This is a genomic window from Pseudomonas sp. 1L-C-7-B-C1 (genome assembly GCF_057291635.1).
In genome coordinates this window covers 299,833-325,278 of the sequence record NZ_JBXAWH010000001.1, presented here as the reverse complement: position 1 = coordinate 325,278, position 25,446 = coordinate 299,833, and the positions used below count along the sequence as shown (strand labels likewise).

Here is a 25,446-nt window from a genome sequence, read left to right as displayed (position 1 = left end):
CCGGCCTCTTCGCGAGCAAGCTCGCTCCCACATGTGTCCTGTGGATAGCCTGGAAAAACGGTCAAAAAAAACCCACCAATCGGTGGGTTTTTTCATACGCGTTGTATCAGAACAAGCGGGTGGACGGCACATCGCCCGCGGTTGGCTGACGCTCGCCGGTCGGGGTCTGTTCGTACCAGCCACCGCCGAGCGCGCGGTACAGATTGACTTCGCTGTTCAGCTGCGACAGACGATCGGTGATCAACGACTGCTGCGCGCTGAACAACTGACGCTGGGCGTCGAGGAAGGTCAGGTTGCTGTCGATCCCGATGCGATAGCGACGCTCGGCCAGACGGTAGTAGTCCTGGTTGGCGTTGACGAAATCGGTCTGCGCCTTGAGCTGATCGGTGTAGGTCTTGCGCGCGGCCAGACCGTCGGAGACTTCCTGAAACGCCGTCTGAATCGCCTTCTCGTAATTGGCGACGCCGATGTCTTTCTGGATCTTCGAGTAGTCCAGGCTCGCGCGCAAACTGCCCGCGTTGAAGATCGGCAGATTGATCGACGGCTCGAACAGCCACGTCCCCGAACCGCCTTTGAACAGACCGCTCAGGTCGCCGCTCGCCGTACCGGCACTGGCCGTGAGGCTGATGCTGGGGAAGAACGCGGCGCGTGCAGCGCCGATATTGGCGTTGGCGGCTTTCAGGTTGTATTCGGCCTGCAAGATATCCGGACGGCGTTGCAGCAGCTCAGATGGCAGCCCCGGCGGCATTTCGTTGAGCATGTCAGCGCTCAACGGCTTGGAAGCGGGCAGGTTGGCCGGCAGACTGGTGCCCAACAACAGCACCAGATTGTTTTCGTCCTGGGCGACCAGTCGCTGGTACTGGGCCAGCTTGACGCGGGCGCTCTCTACGGAGGTGCGCGATTGCGCCAGATCCAGTGCCGAAGCCACACCCACTTCGCTGCTGCGAGAGGTCAGACGCAGACTTTCCTCGAAGGCACCCAGGGTGTCCTGGGTCAGCTTCAACAGCTCTTTGTCCGCTTCCCACGTCAGATAGGCGTTGGCCACGTTGGCGACCAGACTGATCTGCGTGCTGCGACGGCCTTCTTCACCGGCGAAGTAAGTTTGCAGCGCCTGCTCACTCAGGCTGCGCACTCGTCCGAACAGATCCAGCTCATAGGAACTGATGCCCAGACCCACCGAATACTGACTGGTGATACCGGATTCGCCCGTTTGCGACAGGTCGCCAGGAACGCGCTGACGCGTGCCGGTGCCCGAGGCTGCGACAGCCGGAAACAGGTCCGCACGTTGAATGCGGTACTGCGCGCGGTAGGCGTCGATGTTCAGCGCGGCGACGCGCAGGTCACGGTTGTTCTGCAGCGACGTCTGAATCAACTGCTGCAGTGCCGGATCATGGAAAAACTGACGCCAGCCTTGCTCGGCCGCCGCCTGATTCGCCGCCTGGGCCGGCGAGTAGGCCGGACCTTGCGGGAACTGAGCCGGAACCGGAGCGGCGGGCTGCTTGTAATCGGGGATCAACGAGCAGCCGCCGAGAATGAACGCGGTGACCGCCAGCGAGATCAGGGACTTGCTCATTGGCCAGCCTCATCGTGTGGAGTGTGTTTCTGTTTGCCTTTGAACAGCGAGGATATCGAAACGAAGAACAACGGTACCCAGAAGATCGCCAGGATAACCGCGGTGATCATACCGCCGATTACGCCCGTACCGATCGAATGCTGGCTACCGGCACCGGCGCCCGAGGAAATCGCCAGCGGAACCACACCGAGAATGAACGCCATGGACGTCATCACGATGGGCCGCAGACGCATCCGGCAGGCTTCGATGGTTGCATCGACGATGCCCTTGCCCTGTTCATGCAGCTCCTTGGCGAACTCGACGATCAGAATGGCGTTTTTCGCCGCCAGACCCACCGTCACCAAGAGACCTACCTGGAAGAACACGTCATTGGACAGGCCACGCAGACTCGTCGCGATCAGCGCACCGATAACCCCAAGCGGGATGACCAGCAACACCGCGATCGGAATCGACCAGCTTTCATACAACGCCGCCAGACACAGGAACACGATCAGAATGGACAGTGCGTACAGCGCGGGCGCCTGGGAACCGGACAGACGCTCCTCATAGGACAGACCGGTCCAGGACAGACCCACGCCGGCCGGCAACTTCTTCGCCAACTGTTCGACCTCGGCCATCGCCTCACCGGTGCTGTAACCCGGCGCCGGGGTACCCAGCACTTCCTCGGCCGGTACACCGTTGTAACGGGACAGCTTCGGCGAACCGAACACCCACTCGCCGGTAGCGAACGAGGCAAACGGCACCATCTCGCCAGCGGTGTTGCGCACGTACCACTTCTTCAAATCTTCCGGCTTCATCCGCGCACTGGCATCGCCCTGCACGTACACCTTCTTGACCCGACCGCGGTCGATGAAGTCGTTGACATAGTTGCCACCCATCGCGATGGACAGGGTGGTGTTGATGTCCGAAAGGCTCAGGCCCAGGGCCTGCGCACGCTCGTCATCGATAACCAATTGGTATTGCGGCTCATCGTTCAGACCGTTCGGACGCACGCCCGCCAGAATCTTGCTCTGTGCCGCCATGCCCAACAGTTGATTACGCGCTTCCATCAGCTTGGCGTGACCCACGCCGCCCTGATCCTGCAAGTACACGTCGAAACCGGTGGCGTTACCCAGTTCCAGTACCGCAGGCGGTACGACCGCAAAAGTCATCGCATCGCGGAAACCGAAGAAGTGCTGCTGCGCCCGTTTGGCCAGCTCGAAAACACTGTTGGAGGCATCACGGTCGCCCCACGGTTTTAGCATGATGAACGCCAGACCGGAGCTCTGACCGCGACCGGCAAAGTTGAAGCCGTTAACGGTGAACACCGAGTTGACCGCGCCGGATTCTTCTTCCAGCAGGTACTTACGCATGTTGTCGATGACGGTCTGCGTACGTTCAGCCGAGGAGCCTGGAGGCGTCTGCACCTGCGCGAAAATCACGCCCTGGTCTTCTTCCGGCAGGAACGCGCTCGGAATGCGGGTGAACATCCAGATGGTGCCGCAGACGATCAGCGCGTAAACGATGAAGGCCGGAACCTTGTGCTTGAGCATGTTGCCGACGCCGCGCTCGTAGCTCACTACGCTGCGGTCGAAGGTACGGTTGAACCAGCCAAAGAATCCACGTTTCGGCTGCCCGTGCTTCTCGTGATCGATTGGCTTGAGCAGGGTGGAGCACAAAGCCGGGGTGAAGATCAGCGCGACCAGTACCGAAAGCGCCATCGCCGAAACGATGGTGATCGAGAACTGCCGGTAGATCACACCCGTGGAGCCGCCGAAGAACGCCATTGGCAGCAGAACTGCACACAGCACGAGTGCGATACCGACCAGTGCGCCCTGGATCTGCTCCATGGATTTGATCGTGGCATCCCGCGGCGAAAGTTTGTCCTCCGCCATCACCCGCTCGACGTTTTCCACCACAACGATGGCATCGTCCACCAGCAAGCCGATGGCAAGGATCACCCCGAACATGGTCAGCGTGTTGATGGTGAAACCGGCAGCGGCAAGGATCCCGAACGTACCCAGCAATACCACCGGCACGGTCATCGTGGTGATGATGGTGGCGCGGAAGTTCTGCAGGAACAGGTACATCACCAGGAACACCAGGATGATCGCTTCACCCAGGGTGTGAACCACGCCGGTGATGGATTCCTGAACCACGGGCGTGGTGTCGTACGGGTAAACCACTTTCATGCCAGGCGGAAAGAACGGCTCCAGCTGGGAGATCGTGGCGCGGATCGCCTTGGCGGTGTCCAGCGCATTGGCACCGGTCGCCAGCTTGATCGCCAGACCGGAGGCCGGCTTGCCGTTGAACTGCGCGTCAATGCTGTAGTTCTCGCCACCCAGACCGACTTTGGCGACGTCTTTCAGGCGAACCTGCGAACCATCCTGATTGACCTTCAGCAGAATGTTGCCGAACTGCTCGGCGGTCTGCAGACGGGTTTTACCGATGATCGTGGCGTTCAGCTGCTGACCCTTAAGCGCAGGCAGACCGCCGATCTGGCCGGAAGACACCTGAACGTTCTGGGCAGTGATGGCCGTTTTGACGTCGACCGGGGTCAGCTGGAAGTTGTTCAGCTTGGCCGGATCGAGCCAGATACGCATGGCGTACTGGGCACCGAAGACCTGGAAGTCACCCACACCGGAGGTACGGGAGATCGGGTCCTGCATGTTCGAGACGATGTAGTTGGACAAGTCTTCCTTGCCCATGCTGCCGTCTTCGGACACAAGGCCGACAACCATCAGGAAGTTCTTCACCGCCTTGGTTACACGGATACCCTGTTGCTGCACCTCTTGCGGCAGCAGCGGGGTGGCCAGGTTGAGCTTGTTCTGCACCTGAACCTGAGCGATGTCCGGGTTGGTACCCTGGTTGAACGTCGCGGTGATGGTCATGCTGCCGTCAGAGTTACTTTCCGACGACACATAACGCAGGTTATCGATGCCGTTGAGCTGCTGCTCGATCACCTGAACCACGGTGTCCTGCACGGTCTGCGCGTTGGCACCCGGGTAGGTCACGGCGATCGCGATGGCCGGCGGCGCAATGGCCGGGTATTGGTTGATCGGTAGCTTGAGGATCGACAGCGTCCCCACCAGCATGATCACGAGGGCAATTACCCACGCGAAGATCGGCCGGTCGATAAAAAATTTCGACATGAATTACTCCCCTTTGCTGCCTGCGGCTTTATCAGTTGCCGGGGCAGTTGCCGGGTTAGTTGCGTTGACGTTGGTGGCTTCGGCCACTTTCACTTCAGCGCCTGGCTTGACGTATTGCAGCCCTTCGGTAATCACGCGATCACCTGCGTTCAGGCCCTTTTCAACCAACCAGTCGCTGCCGATGGTGCGGTTGGCAACCAGCGTGCGGGACTCGACCTTGTTGTCGGCGTTCACCACCAATGCGGTTGGCGTGCCTTTCAGGTCACGAGTAATGCCTTGCTGTGGAACCAGGATGGCGTTCTCGGCCACGCCCGATTGCAGTCGTGCATGCACGAACATGCCCGGCAACAGGGTGTGATCCGGGTTCGGGAACACGGCGCGCAGCGTCACGGAACCGGTGGTCTGGTCGACCGACACTTCGGAGAACTCAAGCTTGCCTTCGATGGGGTAGAGGCTGCCGTCTTCCAGCACCAGCTTGACCTTCGCGGAGTTCTCGCCGGCTTTCTGCAGCCTGCCGCTTTCCAGTTCGCGACGCAGCTTGAGCATCTCGGCCGAAGACTGGATCACGTCGACGTAAATCGGGTCGAGCTGCTGAATGGTGGCCATCGCATCGGCCTGGCCGTTGCTGACCAGCGCACCTTCCGTCACAAGCGAGCGACCGATGCGGCCGGAGATCGGCGCATAGACCTTGGTGTAGCGCAGGTTGATCTCTGCTGTCTGCACTGCCGCCTTAGCTTCACGAGCCGAACCCACCGCCGTGTCGTATTCCTGACGGCTGACGGCCTGCTCGTTGATCAGCTGCTTATAGCGGCCAGCGAGGGAGTTGGAGGATTCGTAGGTCGCTTTGGCGCTGTCCAGGGTGGCCTGGTAAATCGCCGGGTCGATCTGATAGAGCTGCTGACCTGCTTTGACGTCCGCACCTTCAGTAAACAGGCGCTTGAGAATGATGCCGTTCACTTGCGGACGCACTTCGGCGATACGGAACGCGGTGGTCCGACCGGGAAGTTCAGAGGTGAGGGTGTAGGCCTGGGTTTTCAGAGTGACGACGCCGACCTGAGGGGGCGGTGGTGCTGCAGCCGCTTCTTCCTTCTTGCTGCATCCGGAGAGCAGCGATGCCAGGGCGACGGCAGTGACCAGTACGGTAACAGCTGGCTTGAATTGCATGAAGATCCTCGGGTCAGGAGCCTGAACTCATGGGTAGTGGAAAGAGGGCGGGAAAGTATTCCAGCTAGATAAGTAGGATGCTAATGAATATACTTACATTCACGGTTGTTTGTAAACACCCACGAGTGCGACACTCCAACGCACCGAGGGTATCGATTGTAGGTCCGGGACAAGGCATTACAAAGGCCGCCCGACGTGCTGTGCAGGCCACTCGACCAGAGCGCCTGAGGCATTTTCATTGAGGTTTTTACTGCCATGGTTCGACGCACGAAAGAAGAAGCCCAGGAAACGCGCAAGCAGATCCTCGAAGCTGCCGAGCAGGCTTTCTACGATCGAGGGGTCTCCCGCACGACGCTTGCCGACATTGCGGCCTTGGCTGGCGTGACCCGCGGCGCGATCTATTGGCATTTCAGCAACAAGGCCGATCTGGTCCAGGCCATGCTCGACAGCCTGCATGAGCCTCTGGAAGAGATGGCGAGGGCGAGCGAAAGCGAAGATGAAGTAGACCCGCTGGGATGGACGCGCAAGCTTCTCATTCATTTGTTTCAGCAAGTTGCCAGCGATCCAAAAACCCGTCGCATCAATGAAATTCTGTTCCATAAATTCGAATTTACCGACGAAATGTGTGACATGCGGCAACAACGGCAATTTGTCTGGCTAGACGCCAACGAGCGGATTGCACTGGCACTCAGTAACGCTTCCCGGCAAGGCCAGCTCCCCGCTGACCTCAATCCGCAACGCGCTGCGATCTGCCTGCATGCTTATATCCACGGCATCATCGGCCAGTGGCTGCTGGTGCCGGAAAGCTTCCCGCTGCATGACGACGCCGAGCGTCTGGTCGATGGCATTCTCGACATGCTCCGCTTCAGTCCGGCGTTACGCGATACCACGTCGGCCTAAATGGCGTTTGGCCTGTATCTATACCGCGCCTGACCTTCGCTGAAAAGGCGGTTTACCTTCGCTTTACTCAGCGAAACCGGTGATTCAGCGCTCATTCAGGTCCGGGTACTCATTGAAGTGCCGAATGCTGCCCTATCGCAATCTCCCGTCTACGCTTTGGCCCATAACCAATAAGAGTGGGGGCGAAGCGATGGCAGTCGTGTCAAAAAACGCATGCAGCAGGCTACTGATGGGTGTGCTCGCTGCCTTGTGCATCGGGCAGGGCTGGGCAGCAGGCGACGAAGCCGAGGAAGCGGCAGCGGCCAAGGGACTGCTGGAAAAAGCCGTTGCCCGGTATCGCGTCCAGGGAGACAAAGCGCTGGCCGAGTACAGCCGCCAGGGCGAGTTCGTCGATGGCGAGCGTTATGTTTTCGTCACCGATACCAAGGGGATCATGCTTGCAAGTGGCGGGCCATCGGTCGCGTTGATCGGCCGTGATGTGTCGTCTGTGCTTGATCCTGAGCTGCAGAAAACCTTCAGGCAGGTGCTGCAAACCCCAGAAAGCGCCGGCATTCAGCAGGCCGAATATCGCTGGCAGAACTGGCGCGACGGCAAGGTCGAGCGCAAGCGGGTGTATTTCCAGCGCATCGGCGATCGGGTGTTGGCCGTCGGCTATTACTTGCCCCGTGCTTCCCCGGCGCAGGCGAGGGCATTGCTCGACAAAGCTTCCAGGGCGCTGGAAGAGGATAAAGACGGCGCCCTCCGTGCGATCAATGACCTCAAGGGCGGATTTCTGCAAGACGATCTGTATGTCTTCGTGGTGAACGTGGAGACCAGGCGCTACGTGGCCCACGGCACCAATCTGCGGCTGGTGAATACCGACTTCAGCAAGGTCAAGGATCCGGAAGGCAAACCGGTTGGCATTCCAATACTCGAGCTGATCAAGAAGCAGCCCGAAGGCGAGTACGAATACCGCTGGCGCAATCCGGTCACCAGCAAGATCGAACATAAGCACGCTTACGTGCGCAAGGTCGGTGAATTCCTGGTGGCGGTGGGTTACTACAGCGGCTGATCGGTCTGGCAGGCTCGTTTATCGGTCCTTGTCGTCCCGCCCGCGCAGCAGGTTATTGGGCATCGCCAGCGCAGCTGACAGACCCAGTAGCGACACCGCCGCGCTGGCCATCAACAGATGCTGGAAGGTCATCGACAGTTGCCCGCGCAGCAATTCAAGGGCCGGGCCGGTGGCGGCATGCAGACTGTCCATCAGCACATTGCCCGAGCCTTCGCCCGGGATCGAACCGCCGCCAACCTGGGCGATGCCGGAACCGGCGAGCATCGCCAGCAGCAGTGCCGACATGGTCGCCACACCGACCGCGCCGCCCAGAGACCGAAACAGGTTGGTCGTGCTGGTCGCCACGCCCATGTCTTTGACCTCCACCGAGTTCTGTGTGCCCACCAGCGACGTCGGGAATTGCATACCGCTGGCGATGCCGGTCAGGACCATGAACAGGCTCGTCAGAATGGCCGCCTGAGGCGGCGTGAGGGCGATGCCGAGGATCGCCAGCGGCATCAACGCTGCGCCAGTGAGGATGATTGGTTTATAGCGGCCCGTCAGCGAAGTGCGGCGGCCGCCGAAGTACGCGCCTATGGGCATGCCAATGGCCAGTGGCATCAGGTGCAACGCCGCGCTGTCGGCACCTGCGCCGGTGACGGTCTGAAAACGCAGCGGCAGCAGTACGATCAGCGAGATGGCCTGAAAGCTGGTGAAGAAAATCGTGCACCAGCAGAGCACTGCGCTGCGATTCTCGAACAGGTGCATGGGCAGTAATGGTTCGCGGGTGCGCCGTTCGTACAACACAAAAATCACCAGCGCGAGCAGCGCGACCGACAGTTGCATGACCACTGAATCATCGCGCCAGCCGTGGCCCTGACCGATTTCGGTAATGCCCAGCAGCAAGGCGGTCAGGCCGATGATCATCAACACCGTACCCAGGTAGTCGATCACCGGTTTGCGTTGAGGGATCGGCAGGCCAACCAGCGTTTTGCGCGCGACCCACCATGCCGCCAGCCCCAGTGGCAGATTGATGATGAACACCCATCGCCATGACAGGTACTCGGTCATGAAGCCGCCGAGCACCGGCCCGGCCACGCTTGCCGCTGCGTACATCCCGCTGAAGTAACCCTGATAGCGACCGCGCTCCCGGGGCGGGACGATGTCGCCGATGATCGCCTGGCTCACGGAGACCATGCCGCCAGCGCCGATGCCTTGCAGCACACGCGCCAGCACCAGTTGCTCCATGCTCTGGGCCATGGCACAGAACAGCGAGGCCAGGGTAAACGTCGCCAGCCCGAACAGCATCAAGCGGCGCCGACCGTACAAGTCCCCCAGCTTGCCGTAAATCGGCACCGCCACGGTCAGCGCGACCATGTAGGCGGAAATCACCCAGGCGAGCAGGTCGAAATCCTGAAATTGGGCTGAGATGGCCGGCATCGAGACCGCAACAATGGTCTGATCCAGCGCACTGAGGAAGACGGCCATCATCAGCGCAAACAGAATGCTGCGGATGTCCGGACGGGGTTGATTGAGGCTCGTCACAGAAGGGACTCGACTGGCAGATTGACCCGCTGAACACCCGCAGGAATTTTTGCCAAGTCTAGTCCGTTAGCTTGCTAATCGATAGCAGGCTGCGGGGTTTTTAAGCGTCGGATTGACCGGCGTTTGCCATCAACGCAGGGCGCTGAACGTCGCATCCGTAGGGACGCAATGCCCCATCGTGCAGACCACCGCCATGCGGGGTGTTTGCCGCATTTGTTCGATTCGGTAAGCACCTGCGGCATACAGGCTCAATACGGCAGTAACGGCGACGACATACACACACTGTCTTTTTATTGTGGTTCTCATGACATTTGCCTCGATCCGGTAGGACATCTGGTTCAGAGCGGACACTGTCAGTGTAGGTCGCTTCCGGCGAGTTGGCCGGGCGAGGGGGGATTGAATGTTTGTATCAGGCGGGACATGGAGGAAGAGCGAGCATTGCGCCGCTCAGCCGATGCGCCTTTCTGCCGCCTGCGGCGACAGCCAGCCCAGCAGATCCTGCAGTGGGGAAGGGATGCTGGCGCCTCTGGGGTGCACGAAGTAATACGCCGCGCCGGTCCGCACTCTCAGCTCGAACGGCATGACCAGCCGCCCGGCGCTCAGGTCTTCGCCGATCAGCGACCAGTCGCCGATGGCAACGCCGGACCCTTGAGACGCGACGGTCATCGCCAGGTCCATGGTGTCGAAGTGCTGGCCCTGCTCGACGTTGCTCAGCCTCGCCCCGGCGGCCTTCAGCCACAGCGTCCAGTCCCGCTCGTCGAGGGTGGGGTGCAGGAGCATGTGCCGTTCCAGATCGGCGAGGCGGGAGAGAGGATTGCTGAATGGCAGTGATGGCGAGCACACCGGCGTCAGTTGTTCGTCGAAGAGGTGCTGCACATGGGTGAAATCACTCGGGTGTGCGCCGAACACCACGGCGGCATCGAAATCCTCCCGGCGAAAATCCACGGTGTGGGCACTGGTCGTGGTCAGTTGCACCGGCACGTCAGGCCGCTCTTTCTGCCACTGCATGAGGCGCGGCAATAACCAGCGGCTGATGCAGGTCGGCGCCTTGATCTGTAGCACCTTTGGTTTGGCATCGACCTGATCCAGCGCTTCTTCGATCAGGCTGAACACCTGTTCCATGCGCGGCAGCAGTTCGCGGCCCTGGGCGGTCAGGCTCAAGCCCCGGGCCTGGCGTTGGAACAGGCGATAGCCCAAATGGGCTTCCAGGCCGGAGATCTGCCGACTGACCGCGCCTTGGGTGATGTGCAGCGCCTCGGCAGCCCGGGTGAAGTTGCAGCACTTCGCGGTGATCAGGAACGTGTGCAGGGCGGGCAGGGGCGGAAGTCGTTTCATCAACAGGATGAGCCATGATCTGAGGACATGGCTAAGCATGACATTTTTTGCGTTGTGGTCGATATGGCCGCGCCGCTTCAATGGTCGCCTGCTGATCCTGGCAAATGAGCGGGCAGCGTCGGGCAAGACTTAACAAGGGGCAGATACATGGCGACGTGCGGGGAAGTGCTGGTCAGGTTGCTGGAAGGTTATGGGGTCGAGCGAGTGTTCGGGATTCCGGGCGTGCACACGGTCGAGCTTTACCGGGGACTGGCGAATTCGTCGATAACCCACATCACCCCGCGTCATGAGCAGGGTGCAGGCTTTATGGCGGACGGCTATGCGCGTACGCGAGGCAAGCCCGGCGTGTGCTTCATCATTACAGGCCCCGGTATGACCAACATCACCACGGCGATGGGGCAGGCCTATGCGGACTCGATCCCGATGCTGGTGATTTCCAGCGTACAGTCGCGCAGCCAGTTGGGCGGCGGTCGCGGCAAGCTGCATGAGCTGCCGTCCCAGAGCGCACTGGTCGCTGGCGTCGCGGCGTTCTCCCACACCCTTATGTCAGCGGCTGAATTGCCGTCAGTGCTGGCCCGGGCCTTTGCGGTGTTTCAAGCGGCGCGGCCGCGCCCCGTGCTTATCGAGATCCCGCTGGACGTGCTGGTGGAAAATGCCGACGCCCTGGTGCATAGCCAACCCGTATCGGTGACCCGCGCGGGGCCGGCGCCTGCAGCGATTGGGCAGATGGCGACTTTGTTGGCCACGGCACAACGGCCGTTGATTCTGGCCGGAGGCGGCGCCATTGACGCCGCCCCGGCGCTGACGCGTCTGGCGGAACGGCTGAACGCGCCGGTCGCGCTGACCATTAACGCCAAAGGCATGCTGCCGGGCGCTCACCCACTTTTGATCGGCTCGACGCAATCCCTCGACGCCACCCGCGAGGTCATTGAAAACGCCGACGTGGTGCTGGCCATTGGCACGGAGCTGGCAGAGACCGATTACGACATCACTTTCCAGGGCCACTTCAAGATTCCGGGCGCGTTGCTGCGCATCGACATCGACCCCGATCAGACCGTGCGTCATTTCGCGCCGACGCTCGCGCTGGTCTCCGACGCTCAATACGCCGCCGAGGCCTTGATGGACGCGTTGGCCAACGAAGTGCTGGCGCCATGCAGCGGAGATTGGGGGCATGCGCGAGTGGCTGCGCTGAGGAAGCGTCTTGACGCGGGCTGGGACGACGCCACCCGTGCCCAGACCCTGTTCCTGCAGACGGTGCTCGAAGCACTGCCGGAGGCCGTGATCGTGGGCGACTCCACCCAGCCCGTCTACACCGGCAACCTGACACTCGACCTCGACAAGCCCCGCCGCTGGTTCAACTCCTCCACCGGTTACGGAACACTTGGCTACGCCTTGCCCGCCGCCGTGGGTGCATGGCTGGGCAGTCAAGACGCGGGAGCATCCAACCCGGTGGTGTGTCTTATTGGCGACGGCGGCCTGCAGTTCACTCTTTCCGAACTGGCGAGTGCGGTGGAGGCGCGTACCCCCATCGTCGTGCTGTTGTGGAATAACCAGGGCTACGAAGAAATCAAAAAGTACATGGTCAACCGCGCCATTGAACCCATTGGCGTCGACATCTACACGCCTGATTTCATCGGTGTGGCCCAAGCACTGGGATGCGTCGCCGAAGCGGTCGTCAACGTTGAGCAACTGACGGCGGCCTTGAACTCAGCCGGCCAGCGTGACGGCCCGACCTTGATCGAAGTCGACCAAAAGCGCTGGATGAGCAGCCTCGGCTGATGTTCTACATTAACCGGCCGGCGCGTTTCAGACCGTGCTGCGCAGGCGTGCCAGGTCCCGCAACGGTGGCGCGCCGAACAGGCGGCTGTACTCGCGGCTGAACTGCGAAGCGCTTTCGTAGCCGACCCGGTAACCGGCGGCCGACGCTTCCAGGCCGTCCGCCAGCATCAATCGCCGGGCCTCCTGCAGTCGCAGCTGTTTCTGGTATTGCAGCGGGCTCATGGCGGTGACGGACTTGAAACGGTGGTGCAGCGTCGAGACGCTCAGGTTCACCTCCTTCGCCAGATCTTCAATCCGCAGCGGCTCCTGGAAATGGTCGTTGAGCCATTTGATCGCTTGGGTGACGCGATGGGTCTGGCAGTTGGAGATGGCGATTTCGTACAGCCGGTGCCCTTCGCTCCCACGCAGGAGTCGGTAAAGAATCTCCCGATTGATCAGCGGTGCGAGCATGGGAATGTCTTTCGGCGTGTCCAGCAGGCGGATCAGGCGGATGACGGCGTCGAGCAGGTGTGAGTCGATCCGCTCGACGTACATGCCGCGCCCGCTGTGACGCGTCGGCACGCTCATCGGACCGGCTTCGGCGATCAGCGCGTTGATTTCCACCGGGTCGATTTCCAGGCGCAGGGCCAGATGCGGTTCTTCCGGCGTCGCGTAAATCACTTTGCCGCTGATGGGCAACGCCACCGACAGCACCAGGTAATTGAGCGGGTCGTAGGTGTACAGCTCGCCGCCCAGCGTCACGTCCTTGCGGCCCTGAGCCATGATGCACAGCGCCGGTTGTACCAAGCCGGGCACCGATTGCGACGGCCGATCGTGGCGAACCATGAACAGCGACTTGATCACCGTCTGGAAACTGCCATCGGCGGGGGCATGCCGGCGGATCAGTTCTGCCAGCTCGGCGCGCTGTTGCGTCATCTGCGCACTCAGCTCGGCAACAGGTCGAGCATCCGGGGCGGACGGCGCAAGAGCGGATAGCGACATGGGGGAATTCCTCTGACAGGGCATTGATGCAGCACAGCTTATTTTTGGGCAAGCGCAAGCGTTAGGCGAATCCTGCCGGATGCTTGCCTGATTCTGTTACCGAGGTGTTGCGTTGCCATGAAAGGGCCCTGTTCGATTGAGATCATTGCTCGAAAGTCCATGGTAATCACGTGGCGCAGTATCGAGGTTGGCTCTTGCTATGCATCTGTCAGCGCAGAATCAGGCAATAACGGGGCAGTAATCGGCTACCGTTGGGCGTGCTTTCGCCCCTAACCTTCACTTTCAGCCGCAGCCTGCTTCCCGGATACACGGTCCCGGAGCACGGCTCGTCCGCTAAAGACACGCACGCAAAAAAGAAGGAGCGCCGAGCATGCCAAACACTTCAGTCGTGAGCCATTGGGTCTCCGTCCGCGCCCGCCCCGGACACAGTACGCAACTGGGCGCCCGCTTGAGCAGCCTGATCAGCCCGTCCGCTGCGGCGTCGGGTTGCCTGCACTTTGCGCTGCAGAAATCCCTGACCGACGAAGATCTATGGGTCATCACCGGCACCTGGGCCGATCCCTCCGCGATGAACGACTGGTTCGCCGCCCCCGAGCTCAACCTTTTTTCCGAACTGGTGACCGAGATGCTGGTGACGAGCCTGGATTTTCAAACGTTTGCCACCGTGACGACGGTTCAGGCACAGATGGCTCATGTCTCTGTGGATGCTCGCCTGGCGGGCTAGTGGGTTCAGTGCTGGTGCTCACTTGGCTCAGCCTATAAGGGCCTGCAAAGAAAACCTTTCGAGAGTTAGAACGCCTGCGTTTAAAATCCCGGCCTCATTTTCAAGGCAAGGCGTCGAACCATGGCACGCAAAGAATTCCAGCATCACGAAGCCGTTTCTGCAGCCGTTCCCGGTGACAACGGCTACAGCGCCGCCATTGCCGTCAAGGCCAGGGTCATGGGCGGCGCGCCGACTTTTCACCGCGTGCTGGCCGAGCAGAAATTCCCTACCGCGCTCGCCGCTGACGACGCCGCTGTGAAAGAGCTGGAGCGGCTCGCCGACGTCACGCAAGAGGGCGAACTGGTATTCGCCCGGGATTGATCAGACTTTCGGCCGGTACATCTTGAACAGCGACTCTGCGCTCAGCTGAAAATAGTCGGCCGGGCCGCCGCCGCGGAGGATGGGCTCGCCGGCTGCGGTGTCATACACACCTTCCTTCAGCAGCCGCTTGGCAATGTGCACGGCCACCACTTCCCCCAGAATCAGCCAGCTCGGCACGACTTCCTTGTCGGCGCGTTGCAGCTGGATGATCTGCGTCACTTTGCATTCGAACGAAACCGGCGTCTCTTTGACCCTCGGGACGGAAACGATGCGCGACGGTTCTGCCGTCAGGCCCGCGAGTTCGAACTCGCTCACGTCCGCCGGCACTGCCGCGCAACTCATGTTCATCTGCTCGGCCAGGCTGCGCGTGGCAAGGTTCCAGACGAATTCGCCGGTCTGTTCGATATTGTTCAGGCTGTCTTTGCGGCCGATGCTGCAGAACCCGATGATCGGCGGCACATAGTTGAAGGCGTTGAAGAAACTGTAGGGCGCCAGGTTCAGCTTGCCTTCTGCGTCCTGGGACGAGATCCAGCCTATCGGGCGTGGGCCCACGATGGCGTTGAACGGGTCGTGGGGCAGTCCGTGACCCTTGGACGGTTCGTAGAAATGAATATCGTCTGACATGGTGTGTTCCTGAATAGTGTTGTGCCGGCGTATCGGCCACGGTGTGCGCGTGCACGGTGTGCGGGCCGACATAGTGCAAGGCATTGAATGAGGATTCCAGCAGCCTCCAAACCCCGGACAAAAAAAAGCCCGACACGCGTCGGGCTACAAAGGGAGTTCAGGAGGTGGAACATGAAGCGGTTGGAACATGAATCGGTTGGACGTGAAGCAGTCAACGTGATGCGGGCAACTTAGCTGACGCGGTTGGCACCGACGTGATCAGCGCCGTCTGCGGCCAGACGATTGGCGCCGACGTGATCAGCACCATCTGCGGCCTGGCGATTGGCACCCACGTGGTCAGCGCCGTCAGCGGCGAGACGATTGGCGCCAACATGGTCAGAACCGTCGGAGGCCTGACGGTAAGAACCGGTGTGCGATGCGTTTGTATGAGAAGAACCGCCTTCTGCTACTACAGTGCCGTTAAATGCAGAGTGCTGTTCGGACACAGGCAGAGCAAATGCGCTCGATGCCAGAATTGACAGACTAAGACCAATGATAATGTTTGAAGTTTTCATGAGTGTTGCTCCAGTAAGTTCAATAATTTTTTCAACTTGGGAATGGAGCCAATGTTACGCGCGGGCAGATTAAGTTGAAGTTAACGCTATTGCTATCGACCATCGCTAAAAATGATAGTTGGCTGGAATGCCCGGTTTTAAAGCGTTGGAGAGAGATTTGCGCTGGGATGGGGCAATTTTCGCGAGCGACGGCGAATTTGCCTGTTGACGCAGGGGGCGAATATTGCTAGCGCATTAGGGTCGAGAAGAGGCCGGGGGATGACAGCGAATGGAATCGCGGCCAGTGCGCCTTCTTCGTTACTGGCAAGAATCCGCCATGCGCCCAGTCACAACAGGGGTTTCAGGTTTTGGAGCGGAGAAAAATTAAGCCCGGCATAAAGCCGGGCTGAGAGAACGACAGGGGTGAATCAGCTCAGGCGATTTGCACCAACATGATCCGAGCCGTCAGCAGCGAGGCGGTTGGCACCTACATGGTCGGCACCGTCAGCAGCGAGGCGGTTGGCACCTACGTGATCGGCACCGTCAGCAGCGAGGCGGTTGGCACCTACGTGGTCGGCACCGTCAGCAGCGAGGCGATTGGCACCTACGTGGTCGGCACCGTCAGCAGCGAGGCGATTGGCACCGACGTGGTCCGAACCGTCAGCAGCAACGCGCCCGATGTTAGTGTGGGACGAGCCGTTTTCTGCAACAACCGCAGCATTAACAGCGTGGTGCGCATCAACGGATGGAAGTGCAAAGGCGCTGCTTGCAAGAATGGAGAAAGCGAGGCCGAAAATCAGTTTGTTAGTTTTCATGATAGTTGCTCCAGATCGATTTAATTAGTGGGTAACTCGGTATGGAGTGAACTTTACTCGCCTCAGAATTATTAAGAAGTCAATCGCATTGGTAGCGATCATCGCTGAAATTGATACTGCCAAAAGCGAGTGTTATTCATGCACTTAGCGGCGCCTTGAAGCGCAAAAGGGCAGCTCACGTGAGTGAGCTGCCCTTGTTTTTCTGTCTTGAAGCGCTGGTCGAAGCGGCTCGCAGCCGGGTCAAATCAATCGGTTTCGATCCGTGAGTGCTTGCGGGTGTCCTTCATGAACACATACACCAGCAGCGACACCGCGATGCAGGCGGTGACGTACCAGTAGTAACCCGTCTCCATGCCGATGCTCTTGAACCACAGCGCGATGTATTCGGCCGTACCGCCGAAGATCGACACCGTCAGTGCGTACGGCAGGCCGACGCCCAGGGCGCGGATCTCGGTCGGGAACAGTTCGGCTTTCACCACGGCGTTGATCGAGGTGTACCCGCTGACGATGATCAGCGCGGCCATGATCAGGAAGAATGCACCCCACCAGCTTTGGATGGTGTGGAGGGTGGTGAGGATTGGCACGGTACACAAGGTGCCCAGCACGCCAAAGGCAATCAGGATCGGGCGGCGACCAATCTTGTCAGACAGCGCGCCGATCACCGGCTGCAACAGCATGAACAGGAAAAGCGTGGCGGCAGAAATCGTCGTCGAATCGGTGATGCTCATGCCCACCGTGTTCACCAGATACTTCTGCATGTAGGTCGTGTAGGTATAGAAGGCCAGCGTGCCACCCATGGTCAGGCCGACCACGGTCATCAGCTCTTTCGGATGGCGCATCAGTGTACGCATGAGGCTTTCTTTGGGTTTGTCCTTCTTGCGGTTGAACGACTCGGTCTCTTCCATGCCGCGACGCAGGAACAGCGCCACCACCGCGCACAATGCGCCGATGGCAAACGGGATGCGCCAGCCCCACGCGTGCAGCTGTTCAGTGGTCAGCGTTTGTTGCAGCACGATCAGCACCGCCAGCGCGATGAGCTGGCCGGAGATCAGCGTCACGTACTGAAAGCTTGAGAAGAAGCCCCGGCGCTCCTTGGTCGCCATCTCGCTGAGATAGGTCGCCGAGGTGCCGTATTCGCCACCGACCGACAGGCCCTGCAACAGACGGGCGAACACCAGCATGATTGGGGCGCCGACGCCGATGGTTTCGTAACCGGGGGTGAGGGCGATGATCAGCGAACCGAAACACATCAGCAGCACCGACGCCATCAGTGCGGCCTTGCGGCCTTTGCGATCTGCATAGAGGCCCATCAGCCAGCCGCCGATAGGGCGCATCAAGAAGCCCACGGCGAAGATCGCGGCGGTGTTGAGGAGCTGGGCGGTGGTGTCGCCCTTGGGGAAGAAGACTTTGGCGAAGTAGAGGGAGAAGGCGGCGTAGACGTACCAGTCGTACCACTCAACCATGTTGCCGACCGAACCGCTGAAAATGGATTTCAGGCGACTTCCGGTGGTTTTCTCGGCGGCTGGCGTGGCAGCCGTTCCGTGGGAGGCAGAATTGGGGATGGCCATGGGATTTCCTGCAAGTCATTGTTGTTAGAAGGAACGCATCGAGGCGGTCTGACAACAGTGATAGCAGGAGCTGTGCCAAAGGCTGAAAGGCCCGAAATAGAGGGGTTATCGCGGCGAGGGTAAGCGGAAATCCGCTTGTTGTCTGAAACCCGTGAGCGAAAATCCGCTCATTGCCAGAAAGCTGTTCCCGGCTGAAGCCGGTCCTACACAGATTACATCCGGTCAGCTCAACTCTGTGTATTACCTTCGACCAGAAAGTCCTCGCGCACCAAGCCGTGCCGCTGCATCTTTTCATTCAACGTGCGGCGGGGCAGTTGCAGTTCGTGCATGGCCGCTTTGATGTCGCCTCTATGCCGTCGCAACGCCGAACGAATGCAATGGGCTTCGAACGCTTCTTGCTGCTCCACGAGAGACTGACCTACCGTGCTGCCTTCCGCAGCGGGACCGTCCAGCCCCAGGACCTGGCGCTCGGCCGCATTCGCCAGCTCGCGCACGTTCCCTGGCCAGTCGTGGCTGAGCAGATGGCTCAGCTGTTCACCGCTCAAAACCGGCGCCCTGCGACCCAGGCGCTCTGCCGCATTTCGCGAGAAATGGCTGAACAGCATCGGGATGTCTTCTCGCCGCTCGCGCAGCGGCGGAAGGCGCAATTCCGCGATATTCAGCCGATACGCCAGGTCCTCGCGGAAACGCCCGGCCCTTGCTTCGTCCAACAGGTCAGGCTTGGTCGCGGCAATGATGCGCACATCAATATCGATGCTCTGGTTCGAACCCAGGCGCTCGATTCGCCGTTCCTGAATCACCCGCAGCAGCTTGACCTGCTGCGCCAGCGGCATGCTTTCGATTTCGTCAAGGAACACCGTGCCGCCGTGGGCGTACTCCAGCTTGCCGATTCGCTTGCCCTGAGCGCCGGTGAACGCGCCGCTTTCGTGTCCGAACAACTCGGCTTCGAACAGCTGCTCCGGGATCGCCGCGCAGTTGACCGCAACGAAAGGTTTGTCGGCCCGCGGACCGAAGTCGTGCAGGCAACGCGCGACCATTTCCTTGCCGCTGCCGGTCTCGCCGCGAATCAGCACATTGACCGGCAGTTGCGAGAGGTCCAGCACCTGCCGCCTTAAAGTCTGCATCGTCGGCGACATGCCCAGCAGCGTCGCATCGAGACGCGAGCGGTTATCCGCGCGCTCGTGCAACGCGCGGTTTTCCAGCACCAGCGCGCGCTTCTCCAGTGCCCGCCGCAAACTGCCGAGCAGGGTTTCGGGGCTGAACGGCTTCTCGAGAAAGTCATAGGCGCCGTCGCGCATGGCGTCCACGGCCATGGGCACGTCACCGTGGCCGGTCAGCAATATCACCGGCAAATCACGGTCTCGCAGCTGCAACGCTGCCAGCAATTGCAAACCATCCATGCCGGGCATGCGCACATCGCTGAGGATGACGCCGGGGAAGTGATCCGGCAGCTGCGCCAGGCATTCCTCAGCACGGCTGAACAGGCGCACCTCGAACCCGGACAGCGTGAGCCATTGCTGCACCGCTTCGCGAATAGGCGCCTCGTCGTCCACCACGATTACCGCGTTCAGCATGGGGCGTCGGCCTCCGGGGCCTGGGTCAGATAGAAGAAAAACCGCGCGCCGTTGTTGACGTTTTCGGCGCTGAGCCGGCCGCCCAGCTCATGCACGATGGCAAACGAAACCGCGAGCCCCAGCCCCAGGCCGTCGCCCACCGGCTTGGTGGTGAAAAACGGATCGAAGACGTTGGCCAGGTGTTCGTGGGCAATTCCGCCGCCACTGTCGATGACGGAAAGGCACCAGTGTTCGCCGGTTGCGTCGATGCGGATCTCCAGGCGCTTGAGGGGTTTATCGCCCATCGCGTCCAGGGCGTTGCGCATCAGGTTGATCAGCACCTGTTCAAGCCGAATCGCGTCGCCGCGCACCCACGCCGGACGCGTCAGGTCGAGCACGCAACTGACACGTTCTTCCCGAATACGTGCGTCCAGCAACAGCAGCGCCTGGTCGACAACGGTGGCCAGATCAAGGCGTTCGCGCAGGCCGCTGGGGCTTTTGCGGGCAAAGGTTTTCAGGTGGCCGGTGAGCGCGGCCATGCGCGTCAGTTGCTGATCCAGCAGGCCCAACGCTTTGTGCGCATCGTCGACGCGGCCATGCTCCAGCAGCAGGCGCAGGGTCGCGAGTTGCATGCGCTGCGCCGTCAGCGGCTGGTTGATTTCGTGGGCGAGGGCGGCGGACATCTGACCGAGCGCCGCCAGTTTGGTCGACTGCACCAGACCGTCCTGCGCCGTGTGCAGATCCCGCGTGCGTTCTTCAACCAAACGTTCAAGCTCTTCGCGACTGCGCTGGCGGACCCGGCCGAGGCGCCAGCGCTGATACAGAAACAACCCGAGGAACACCAGCGTCAGCCAGATGCCTGCTGCCGCCAGACCCGCATTGCGCACATCTTCACTGGCAGTCTGGGGTTTGCGCAGCAGGTGCAAGGTCCAGCCCTCGGTCGGCAACGGCATCGACTGCCACAAAAAATCGGCCTGCTCGTTGGGGGCGTCGACGCGGCTGAGATGGCTGTTCTCGCCGAACGTTCGCAGCGGCGCCTGATGCAAGGGCGTCAGCGGCTGCTTGTCGTACTGACGCGTTCTCGCCAGCTCTGCGTGGTCCTGCTCGGTCAGCGGGTGTAAAGCGCGGTACCGCCAGCCCGGCTGATTGGCGATGAAGACGATGCCCTTCGCGTCACTGACCAGCAGCAGGTCATCGTTTTGCGCCCAGGTGTGCTCCAGATCCGGAAACTCCAGCTTGACCACCATGGCCCCAATGAACTGCCCGGCCTCGTCCCGTACGGCGTTCGACAGGAAGTAACCCGGAATGCCGCTGGTCACGCCGACGGCATAAAAACGCCCGACACCGGTGGCGCGGGTTTGCGTGAAGTAGGGGCGGAAGCCGTAGTTGTGGCCCACATAACTGCTCGGCAGACGCCAGTTGCTGGCGCCGACGGCAAGGCCGTTGCGGTCGAGCAGTTCAAGGGTAGAGGATTGGGCAGCGCCGTTGATCTGCTCTAGTTTAAGATTGAGCGCCTGGGTGGTGTCGGCGCTAACCGGCCCGCTCAGCGCCCCCCGCAGTTGCGGATCAAGGGCCAGAACGGCCGGCAGTGCCCGATAGCGCTCGATCAGGGTTTGCAGCGTATTGGCATAGAGCGCCAGCCGATCCCTGGATTGTTCAGCGTCATCTTCCAGGGCATGGCGCTGAGCCTGATGCATCGCCAGCGTCGCCGCAATGACGGCACCGGCGAGGATCAGCAACACATAGAGCACAAGGCGGACGGAACGGGGCATGGGCATGACCTCCTTTCAGTGGCTGGCGCATTCGCCCCGGATTCCTGCCTTACAGCAAGTTAAACGTCGTCTCTTTCACGTTCTCCGAATCCAGGCCGATCATCAGCTTGAACTCGCCAGCCTCGGCCGCGTACTTCAGCGACGGGTTGAAGAACTTCAGGTCTTCTTCGGTCAGGGTAAAGCTCACGGACTTCTCTTCACCCGGCTTCAGCATGACTTTCTGGAAGTTCTTCAGCTCCTTCACCGGGCGGCTGATAGACGCGGCGACGTCGCGCAGGTACAGCTGAACCACGGTCTCACCGGCGACCTTGCCGGTGTTCTTGACCATGACGCTGGCGGTCAGCTTGTCCTTGCGGGTCATCTTATTGATCGACAGGGTGATGTCCGACACGCTGAACTGGGTGTAGCTCAGGCCGTAACCGAACGGGAACAGCGGGCTGGTCGGCTCTTCGAAATAGTTCGAGGTGTAGTTCGAGTCGTTCGGGCGGTACGGGCGACCGGTGTTCAGGTGGTTGTAGTACGCCGGGACCTGGCCCACGGAGCGCGGGAAGGTCATCGGCAGTTTGCCGGACGGGTTGTAGTCGCCGAACAGCACGTCAGCCAGGGCATTGCCGCCCTCGGTGCCGAGGAACCAGCTTTCCACCATGGCGTCGGCGAGTTCGTTTTCTTCACCCAGCGCCAGCGGCCGGCCATTCATCAGCACCAGCACCAGCGGTTTGCCCGTGGCCTTGAGCGCGCGGATCAGCTCACGTTGACGGCCCGGGATCACCAGGTCGACCCGGCTCGCCGCTTCGTGGGACATGTTGCGCGACTCACCGACCACCGCCACGACGACGTCAGCCTGCTGCGCGGCCTTGACCGCTTCGTCGATCATCTCCTGCTCGGGACGCGGATCGATGGCGATCTGGTCGTCCATCTTGTTCAAGTAGGTAATGGCGTGCTGGTTGTCGGTAACGTTGGAGCCCAGCGCATAAACCAGCTTGGCCTTGTCGCCGACTGCCGCCGCGATACCGTCGTAGGCGTTGACGGTCTGACGCGCCAGACCGGCCGCCGACCAACTGCCCAGCATGTCCATCGAGCTTTTGGCCAACGGACCGATCACGGCGATAGTGCCCTGCTTTTTCAGCGGCAGGGTGTCGTTCTGGTTCTTCAACAGCACGATACTCTTGCGCGCGACGTCGCGGGCTTCGGCACGGTGCAAACGGTTTTCGGCGTTACGGTCGGCCGGGTCGTCCACTGCCGCGCCGATGCGCAGGTACGGGTTGGCGAACAGGCCCATTTCCCACTTGGCGCCAAGCACTTCACGCACAGCGTTATCGACTTCTTTCTCCGACACTTCGCCGCTCTTCACCAGGCCCGGCAGTTCTTCGCCGTAGGCCTTGTCGTTCATGCTCAGGTCGACGCCGGCCTTGATCGCCAGTTTGGCGGCTTCGCGGAAGTCTTTCGCCACGCCGTGGTCGATCAGCTCCTTGATTGCGCCGTGGTCGCTGACGGTCACGCCCTTGAACCCCCAATCCCTGCGCAGCACGTCTTGCAGCAGCCAGGCGTTGGACGTGGAAGGCACGCCATTGATGGAGTTGAGCGCGATCATCACGCCGCCTGCGCCGGCATCAATCGATGCGCGATACGGTGGCAGATAGTCCTGCTGCATGCGCACCGGGCTCATGTCGACGGTGTTGTAGTCACGACCGCCCTCGACGGCGCCATACAGGGCGAAGTGTTTGACCACCGCCATGATGCTGTTGGGCGCCTGCATGCTGGTGCCCTGGAATGCGCGGGTCATGGTGGCGGAGATACGCGACACCAGATAAGTGTCTTCGCCGAAGCCTTCGGAGCTGCGGCCCCAGCGCGCGTCGCGGGTGATATCGACCATCGGCGCGAAGGTCATGTCGACGCCGTCGGCGGCTGCTTCGATCGCCGACACGCGACCGGTGCGGGTGATGGCGTTCATGTCCCAGCTGGACGCCAGGCCCAGGCTGATCGGGAATACCGTGCGCTGGCCGTGGACAACGTCGAAGGCGAAGAACATCGGGATCTTGTTGCGGCTGTGACCGGCGGCATCCTGCATGGCGCGGTTGTCCGGCAGCACGACAGAGTTGAACGTGCCGCCGATGCGGCCTGCGGTGATTTCCTTGAGGATTTCCGGCTTCGGCATCTCCGGGCCGATGCTGATCAGGCGCAGCTGACCGATCTTCTCGTCGAGGGTCATTTGCTTCATCAGATTGGCGATGAAGGCATTCTTGGCTTGCAGGGTAGAGGGCGCCCCGACGCCGGTGGTGGCGTTTTCGGCCCAGGCGGCCTGACTGACCAGGCCGATGACGAGACTCAGGAAACACAGCTTATTCATGAATGGTTTTCTCAAGGCGTTGCCGGCAACTCGCGCGTAATACCGGTCAGCCATTGTTATAGGTGTCGAACCTTTGGTTTTTATTGTCATCAGGACGGCAACGTCGCTGAACTCCTGTCTCATATGAGCATCAGTAGCGCAACGAGTTTTATCTGATTGTGGCCCGGCAATCCAGAGCCCTGACAACGTGATGGGCCGGGATTATGCCGGGGATCGTCCGGTTTGGCTAAAGTCATGACTGACAGGACTAATTATTGATGAGTACAGGGAGCACGCACGCCATGCAAACAGAGCGTTATGACCACAGCCGGGGCAGTCGTTACAAATTGTCACTGGCGTTGATGATGCTGCTGACGACCCTGTTGTCCGGCTGCGGGATCAACAACATTCCGACCTACGACGAGCAGGTGAAGGCCGCCTGGGCTCAAGTGCAGAACCAGTATCAGCGCCGCGCCGACCTGATCCCCAACCTCGTGGAAACGGTGAAGGGCTACGCCAAGCAAGAGCAGGATACGCTGACCGCCGTTGTCGAAGCGCGGGCCAAGGCCACTTCGATTCAGGTGGATGCCAGCACGCTGAACGACCCGGCCAAGCTAAAGCAGTTCCAGGATGCGCAGGGTCAGCTGACCGGTGCATTGAGCCGTTTGATGGTGGTCTCGGAGCGGTATCCGGACCTCAAATCCAACCAGAACTTCCTCGCGCTGCAATCCCAGCTTGAAGGCACGGAAAACCGTATCGCGGTGGCCCGTCGCGACTTCATCACGGCGGTAGAGCGTTACAACACCGAGATCCGCACCTTCCCGGGCCGTCTGTGGCATACCGTGATGTACAGCGATCTGCCGGTGCGTCCGAACTTCGAAGCCACTGCCGCTGACGCTGACAAAGCGCCACAAGTGAAGTTCTGATGGGACGCGCGCGCCGGGGAGTAGTGGTCGCGTTGCTGGCGATGTCGGTGGGTGTGTTTGCCCAGTGGGCGCAAGCCGACCTCACGTTTCCGCCGCTGACGGGGCGGGTCGTCGACACCGCCGGGATGATCGATGGCCCGAGCAAAGAGCATCTCGAACAGATGCTGCGCGCGCACGAAGAACTGACCACCGAGCAAGTGGTGGTGGTCACGCTGCCTGACCTGCAGGGCTCGACCATTGAGGACTACGGCTATCAGCTAGGTCGTCACTGGGGCATCGGCCAGAAGGGCAAGGACAACGGCGCTCTGTTGGTGGTCGCCCGGGACGAGCGCAAGGTGCGCATCGAAGTGGGTTACGGCCTGGAAGATCGTCTGACGGATGCGCAGTCATCGGTGATCATCAATCAGATCATCACGCCGGCGTTCCGCCAGGGCGATTTCGTCGGCGGTATCACCAAAGGCACCGAGGCGATGGTCCAGGTACTCGGCGGCGATCCCCTCGCCGAACCCGCAGTCGGTGCCACCGGCAGCGCAGCGGCGAGCGAGAACGAAGGCGTCGACTGGAAAGTGACCTTGCTGTTTCTGGTGCTGTTCGTGGTCATCAGTTACATCAGCGCACGTTCCGGGCGCGGCCGGTCCATCGGCTCCGGGGGCGGCTTTGGCGGTCTCGGTTCCGGCGGCTTGGGCGGCTCAGGCGGCTTTGGTTCCGGGGGCTCTGGCTCGGGCGGTATGCGCGGTGGCGGTGGTGGTTTTGGCGGGGGCGGTGCCTCCGGTGGCTGGTAGTCGTTCGCTCAGGAAGGGTTTAGGT

General features: G+C 60.9%; 20 protein-coding genes. 7 read left to right on the top strand and 13 right to left on the bottom strand.

Features of this window, described 5'->3' with window-relative positions:
- Nucleotides 1-106 precede the first annotated feature (106 nt).
- The 3 genes from AC0Z8Z_RS01460 to AC0Z8Z_RS01450 are packed head-to-tail and all read right to left on the bottom strand — an operon-like array spanning nucleotide 107 to nucleotide 5,868.
- Nucleotides 107-1,573 carry an AdeC/AdeK/OprM family multidrug efflux complex outer membrane factor gene (locus AC0Z8Z_RS01460; protein WP_205486864.1) on the bottom strand — a complete coding sequence of 489 codons (1,467 nt, stop codon included), beginning with the start codon at nucleotides 1,571-1,573 and terminating at the stop codon, nucleotides 107-109.
- A complete protein-coding gene (locus AC0Z8Z_RS01455; protein ID WP_122536008.1) occupies nucleotides 1,570-4,704 on the bottom strand; it encodes an efflux RND transporter permease subunit in 3,135 nt (1,044 codons plus the stop codon). Before AC0Z8Z_RS01455 ends, AC0Z8Z_RS01460 begins: the two co-directional genes overlap by 4 nt.
- A 3-nt stretch (nucleotides 4,705-4,707) precedes the next feature.
- Complete coding sequence (locus AC0Z8Z_RS01450; RefSeq protein ID WP_485617532.1) at nucleotides 4,708-5,868, bottom strand: efflux RND transporter periplasmic adaptor subunit; 1,161 nt, start codon at nucleotides 5,866-5,868, stop codon at nucleotides 4,708-4,710.
- A 255-nt stretch (nucleotides 5,869-6,123) separates the two neighbouring features.
- Between AC0Z8Z_RS01450 and AC0Z8Z_RS01445 the strand changes: the two genes are divergently transcribed.
- Together AC0Z8Z_RS01445 and AC0Z8Z_RS01440 are read left to right on the top strand one after the other, a co-directional pair.
- Nucleotides 6,124-6,768 carry a TetR family transcriptional regulator gene (locus AC0Z8Z_RS01445; RefSeq protein WP_122536010.1) on the top strand — a complete coding sequence of 215 codons (645 nt, stop codon included), beginning with the start codon at nucleotides 6,124-6,126 and terminating at the stop codon, nucleotides 6,766-6,768.
- Nucleotides 6,769-6,958: 190 nt separating this feature from the next.
- Nucleotides 6,959-7,819 (top strand): cache domain-containing protein, encoded by an 861-nt coding sequence (locus AC0Z8Z_RS01440; protein WP_485617530.1) that lies wholly within the window; start codon nucleotides 6,959-6,961, stop codon nucleotides 7,817-7,819.
- Nucleotides 7,820-7,837: 18 nt separating this feature from the next.
- Here the strand turns inward: AC0Z8Z_RS01440 and AC0Z8Z_RS01435 are convergent, their stop codons facing one another.
- Entirely contained in the window at nucleotides 7,838-9,343 is a 1,506-nt protein-coding gene (locus AC0Z8Z_RS01435) for an MDR family MFS transporter (protein WP_485617528.1), read from the bottom strand.
- A gap of 447 nt (nucleotides 9,344-9,790) precedes the next feature.
- Nucleotides 9,791-10,678 (bottom strand): LysR substrate-binding domain-containing protein, encoded by an 888-nt coding sequence (locus tag AC0Z8Z_RS01430; protein ID WP_485617526.1) that lies wholly within the window; start codon nucleotides 10,676-10,678, stop codon nucleotides 9,791-9,793.
- Nucleotides 10,679-10,825: 147 nt separating this feature from the next.
- Between AC0Z8Z_RS01430 and AC0Z8Z_RS01425 the strand changes: the two genes are divergently transcribed.
- Nucleotides 10,826-12,457 (top strand): 5-guanidino-2-oxopentanoate decarboxylase, encoded by a 1,632-nt coding sequence (locus AC0Z8Z_RS01425; RefSeq protein WP_485617525.1) that lies wholly within the window; start codon nucleotides 10,826-10,828, stop codon nucleotides 12,455-12,457.
- A 27-nt stretch (nucleotides 12,458-12,484) separates the two neighbouring features.
- Here the strand turns inward: AC0Z8Z_RS01425 and AC0Z8Z_RS01420 are convergent, their stop codons facing one another.
- Entirely contained in the window at nucleotides 12,485-13,438 is a 954-nt protein-coding gene (locus AC0Z8Z_RS01420) for an AraC family transcriptional regulator (RefSeq protein WP_485617523.1), read from the bottom strand.
- 370 nt (nucleotides 13,439-13,808) lie between these two features.
- Here AC0Z8Z_RS01420 and AC0Z8Z_RS01415 point away from each other — a divergent pair, with 370 nt between their 5' ends.
- A complete protein-coding gene (locus tag AC0Z8Z_RS01415) occupies nucleotides 13,809-14,162 on the top strand; it encodes an antibiotic biosynthesis monooxygenase family protein (RefSeq protein WP_485617521.1) in 354 nt (117 codons plus the stop codon).
- A gap of 120 nt (nucleotides 14,163-14,282) precedes the next feature.
- Nucleotides 14,283-14,522, top strand: coding sequence for a hypothetical protein (locus AC0Z8Z_RS01410; protein ID WP_485617519.1), 240 nt, complete (start codon nucleotides 14,283-14,285; stop codon nucleotides 14,520-14,522).
- Here the strand turns inward: AC0Z8Z_RS01410 and AC0Z8Z_RS01405 are convergent, their stop codons facing one another.
- From AC0Z8Z_RS01405 to bglX, 7 genes are all read right to left on the bottom strand, one after another.
- Nucleotides 14,523-15,146 carry a flavin reductase family protein gene (locus AC0Z8Z_RS01405; protein ID WP_122536018.1) on the bottom strand — a complete coding sequence of 208 codons (624 nt, stop codon included), beginning with the start codon at nucleotides 15,144-15,146 and terminating at the stop codon, nucleotides 14,523-14,525. It abuts the gene before it with no gap.
- Nucleotides 15,147-15,376: 230 nt separating this feature from the next.
- Entirely contained in the window at nucleotides 15,377-15,700 is a 324-nt protein-coding gene (locus AC0Z8Z_RS01400; RefSeq protein ID WP_485617518.1) for a hypothetical protein, read from the bottom strand.
- Nucleotides 15,701-16,107: 407 nt separating this feature from the next.
- The gene (locus tag AC0Z8Z_RS01395) at nucleotides 16,108-16,494 is read right to left on the bottom strand and encodes a hypothetical protein (RefSeq protein ID WP_485617517.1); all 387 of its coding nucleotides are present in this window, start codon (nucleotides 16,492-16,494) and stop codon (nucleotides 16,108-16,110) included.
- A 245-nt stretch (nucleotides 16,495-16,739) separates the two neighbouring features.
- Nucleotides 16,740-18,062, bottom strand: coding sequence for an MFS transporter (locus tag AC0Z8Z_RS01390; protein WP_065992311.1), 1,323 nt, complete (start codon nucleotides 18,060-18,062; stop codon nucleotides 16,740-16,742).
- 227 nt (nucleotides 18,063-18,289) lie between these two features.
- The gene (locus AC0Z8Z_RS01385; protein WP_485617516.1) at nucleotides 18,290-19,636 is read right to left on the bottom strand and encodes a sigma-54-dependent transcriptional regulator; all 1,347 of its coding nucleotides are present in this window, start codon (nucleotides 19,634-19,636) and stop codon (nucleotides 18,290-18,292) included.
- Nucleotides 19,630-21,393 carry a sensor histidine kinase gene (locus tag AC0Z8Z_RS01380; RefSeq protein WP_485617515.1) on the bottom strand — a complete coding sequence of 588 codons (1,764 nt, stop codon included), beginning with the start codon at nucleotides 21,391-21,393 and terminating at the stop codon, nucleotides 19,630-19,632. Before AC0Z8Z_RS01380 ends, AC0Z8Z_RS01385 begins: the two co-directional genes overlap by 7 nt.
- 43 nt (nucleotides 21,394-21,436) lie before the next feature.
- Nucleotides 21,437-23,734, bottom strand: a complete 2,298-nt coding sequence (gene bglX / locus AC0Z8Z_RS01375) for a beta-glucosidase BglX (protein WP_485617514.1) — start codon at nucleotides 23,732-23,734, stop codon at nucleotides 21,437-21,439.
- Between the two features lie 341 nt (nucleotides 23,735-24,075).
- Here bglX and AC0Z8Z_RS01370 point away from each other — a divergent pair, with 341 nt between their 5' ends.
- Together AC0Z8Z_RS01370 and AC0Z8Z_RS01365 are read left to right on the top strand one after the other, a co-directional pair.
- Nucleotides 24,076-24,639, top strand: coding sequence for a LemA family protein (locus AC0Z8Z_RS01370; protein WP_410928591.1), 564 nt, complete (start codon nucleotides 24,076-24,078; stop codon nucleotides 24,637-24,639).
- A complete protein-coding gene (locus AC0Z8Z_RS01365; protein ID WP_485617513.1) occupies nucleotides 24,639-25,421 on the top strand; it encodes a TPM domain-containing protein in 783 nt (260 codons plus the stop codon). Before AC0Z8Z_RS01370 ends, AC0Z8Z_RS01365 begins: the two co-directional genes overlap by 1 nt.
- The last annotated feature ends 25 nt before the right edge of the window (nucleotides 25,422-25,446 follow it).

Coding starts and splice junctions, on each gene's coding strand:
- AC0Z8Z_RS01460 (WP_205486864.1), bottom strand. CDS start 1,573: ATGAGCAAGTCCCTGATCTCGCTGGCGGTCACCGCGTTCATTCTCGGC.
- AC0Z8Z_RS01455 (WP_122536008.1), bottom strand. CDS start 4,704: ATGTCGAAATTTTTTATCGACCGGCCGATCTTCGCGTGGGTAATTGCC.
- AC0Z8Z_RS01450 (WP_485617532.1), bottom strand. CDS start 5,868: ATGCAATTCAAGCCAGCTGTTACCGTACTGGTCACTGCCGTCGCCCTG.
- AC0Z8Z_RS01445 (WP_122536010.1), top strand. CDS start 6,124: ATGGTTCGACGCACGAAAGAAGAAGCCCAGGAAACGCGCAAGCAGATC.
- AC0Z8Z_RS01440 (WP_485617530.1), top strand. CDS start 6,959: ATGGCAGTCGTGTCAAAAAACGCATGCAGCAGGCTACTGATGGGTGTG.
- AC0Z8Z_RS01430 (WP_485617526.1), bottom strand. CDS start 10,678: ATGAAACGACTTCCGCCCCTGCCCGCCCTGCACACGTTCCTGATCACC.
- AC0Z8Z_RS01425 (WP_485617525.1), top strand. CDS start 10,826: ATGGCGACGTGCGGGGAAGTGCTGGTCAGGTTGCTGGAAGGTTATGGG.
- AC0Z8Z_RS01420 (WP_485617523.1), bottom strand. CDS start 13,438: ATGTCGCTATCCGCTCTTGCGCCGTCCGCCCCGGATGCTCGACCTGTT.
- AC0Z8Z_RS01415 (WP_485617521.1), top strand. CDS start 13,809: ATGCCAAACACTTCAGTCGTGAGCCATTGGGTCTCCGTCCGCGCCCGC.
- AC0Z8Z_RS01410 (WP_485617519.1), top strand. CDS start 14,283: ATGGCACGCAAAGAATTCCAGCATCACGAAGCCGTTTCTGCAGCCGTT.
- AC0Z8Z_RS01405 (WP_122536018.1), bottom strand. CDS start 15,146: ATGTCAGACGATATTCATTTCTACGAACCGTCCAAGGGTCACGGACTG.
- AC0Z8Z_RS01400 (WP_485617518.1), bottom strand. CDS start 15,700: ATGAAAACTTCAAACATTATCATTGGTCTTAGTCTGTCAATTCTGGCA.
- AC0Z8Z_RS01395 (WP_485617517.1), bottom strand. CDS start 16,494: ATGAAAACTAACAAACTGATTTTCGGCCTCGCTTTCTCCATTCTTGCA.
- AC0Z8Z_RS01390 (WP_065992311.1), bottom strand. CDS start 18,062: ATGGCCATCCCCAATTCTGCCTCCCACGGAACGGCTGCCACGCCAGCC.
- AC0Z8Z_RS01385 (WP_485617516.1), bottom strand. CDS start 19,636: ATGCTGAACGCGGTAATCGTGGTGGACGACGAGGCGCCTATTCGCGAA.
- AC0Z8Z_RS01380 (WP_485617515.1), bottom strand. CDS start 21,393: ATGCCCATGCCCCGTTCCGTCCGCCTTGTGCTCTATGTGTTGCTGATC.
- bglX (WP_485617514.1), bottom strand. CDS start 23,734: ATGAATAAGCTGTGTTTCCTGAGTCTCGTCATCGGCCTGGTCAGTCAG.
- AC0Z8Z_RS01370 (WP_410928591.1), top strand. CDS start 24,076: ATGATGCTGCTGACGACCCTGTTGTCCGGCTGCGGGATCAACAACATT.
- AC0Z8Z_RS01365 (WP_485617513.1), top strand. CDS start 24,639: ATGGGACGCGCGCGCCGGGGAGTAGTGGTCGCGTTGCTGGCGATGTCG.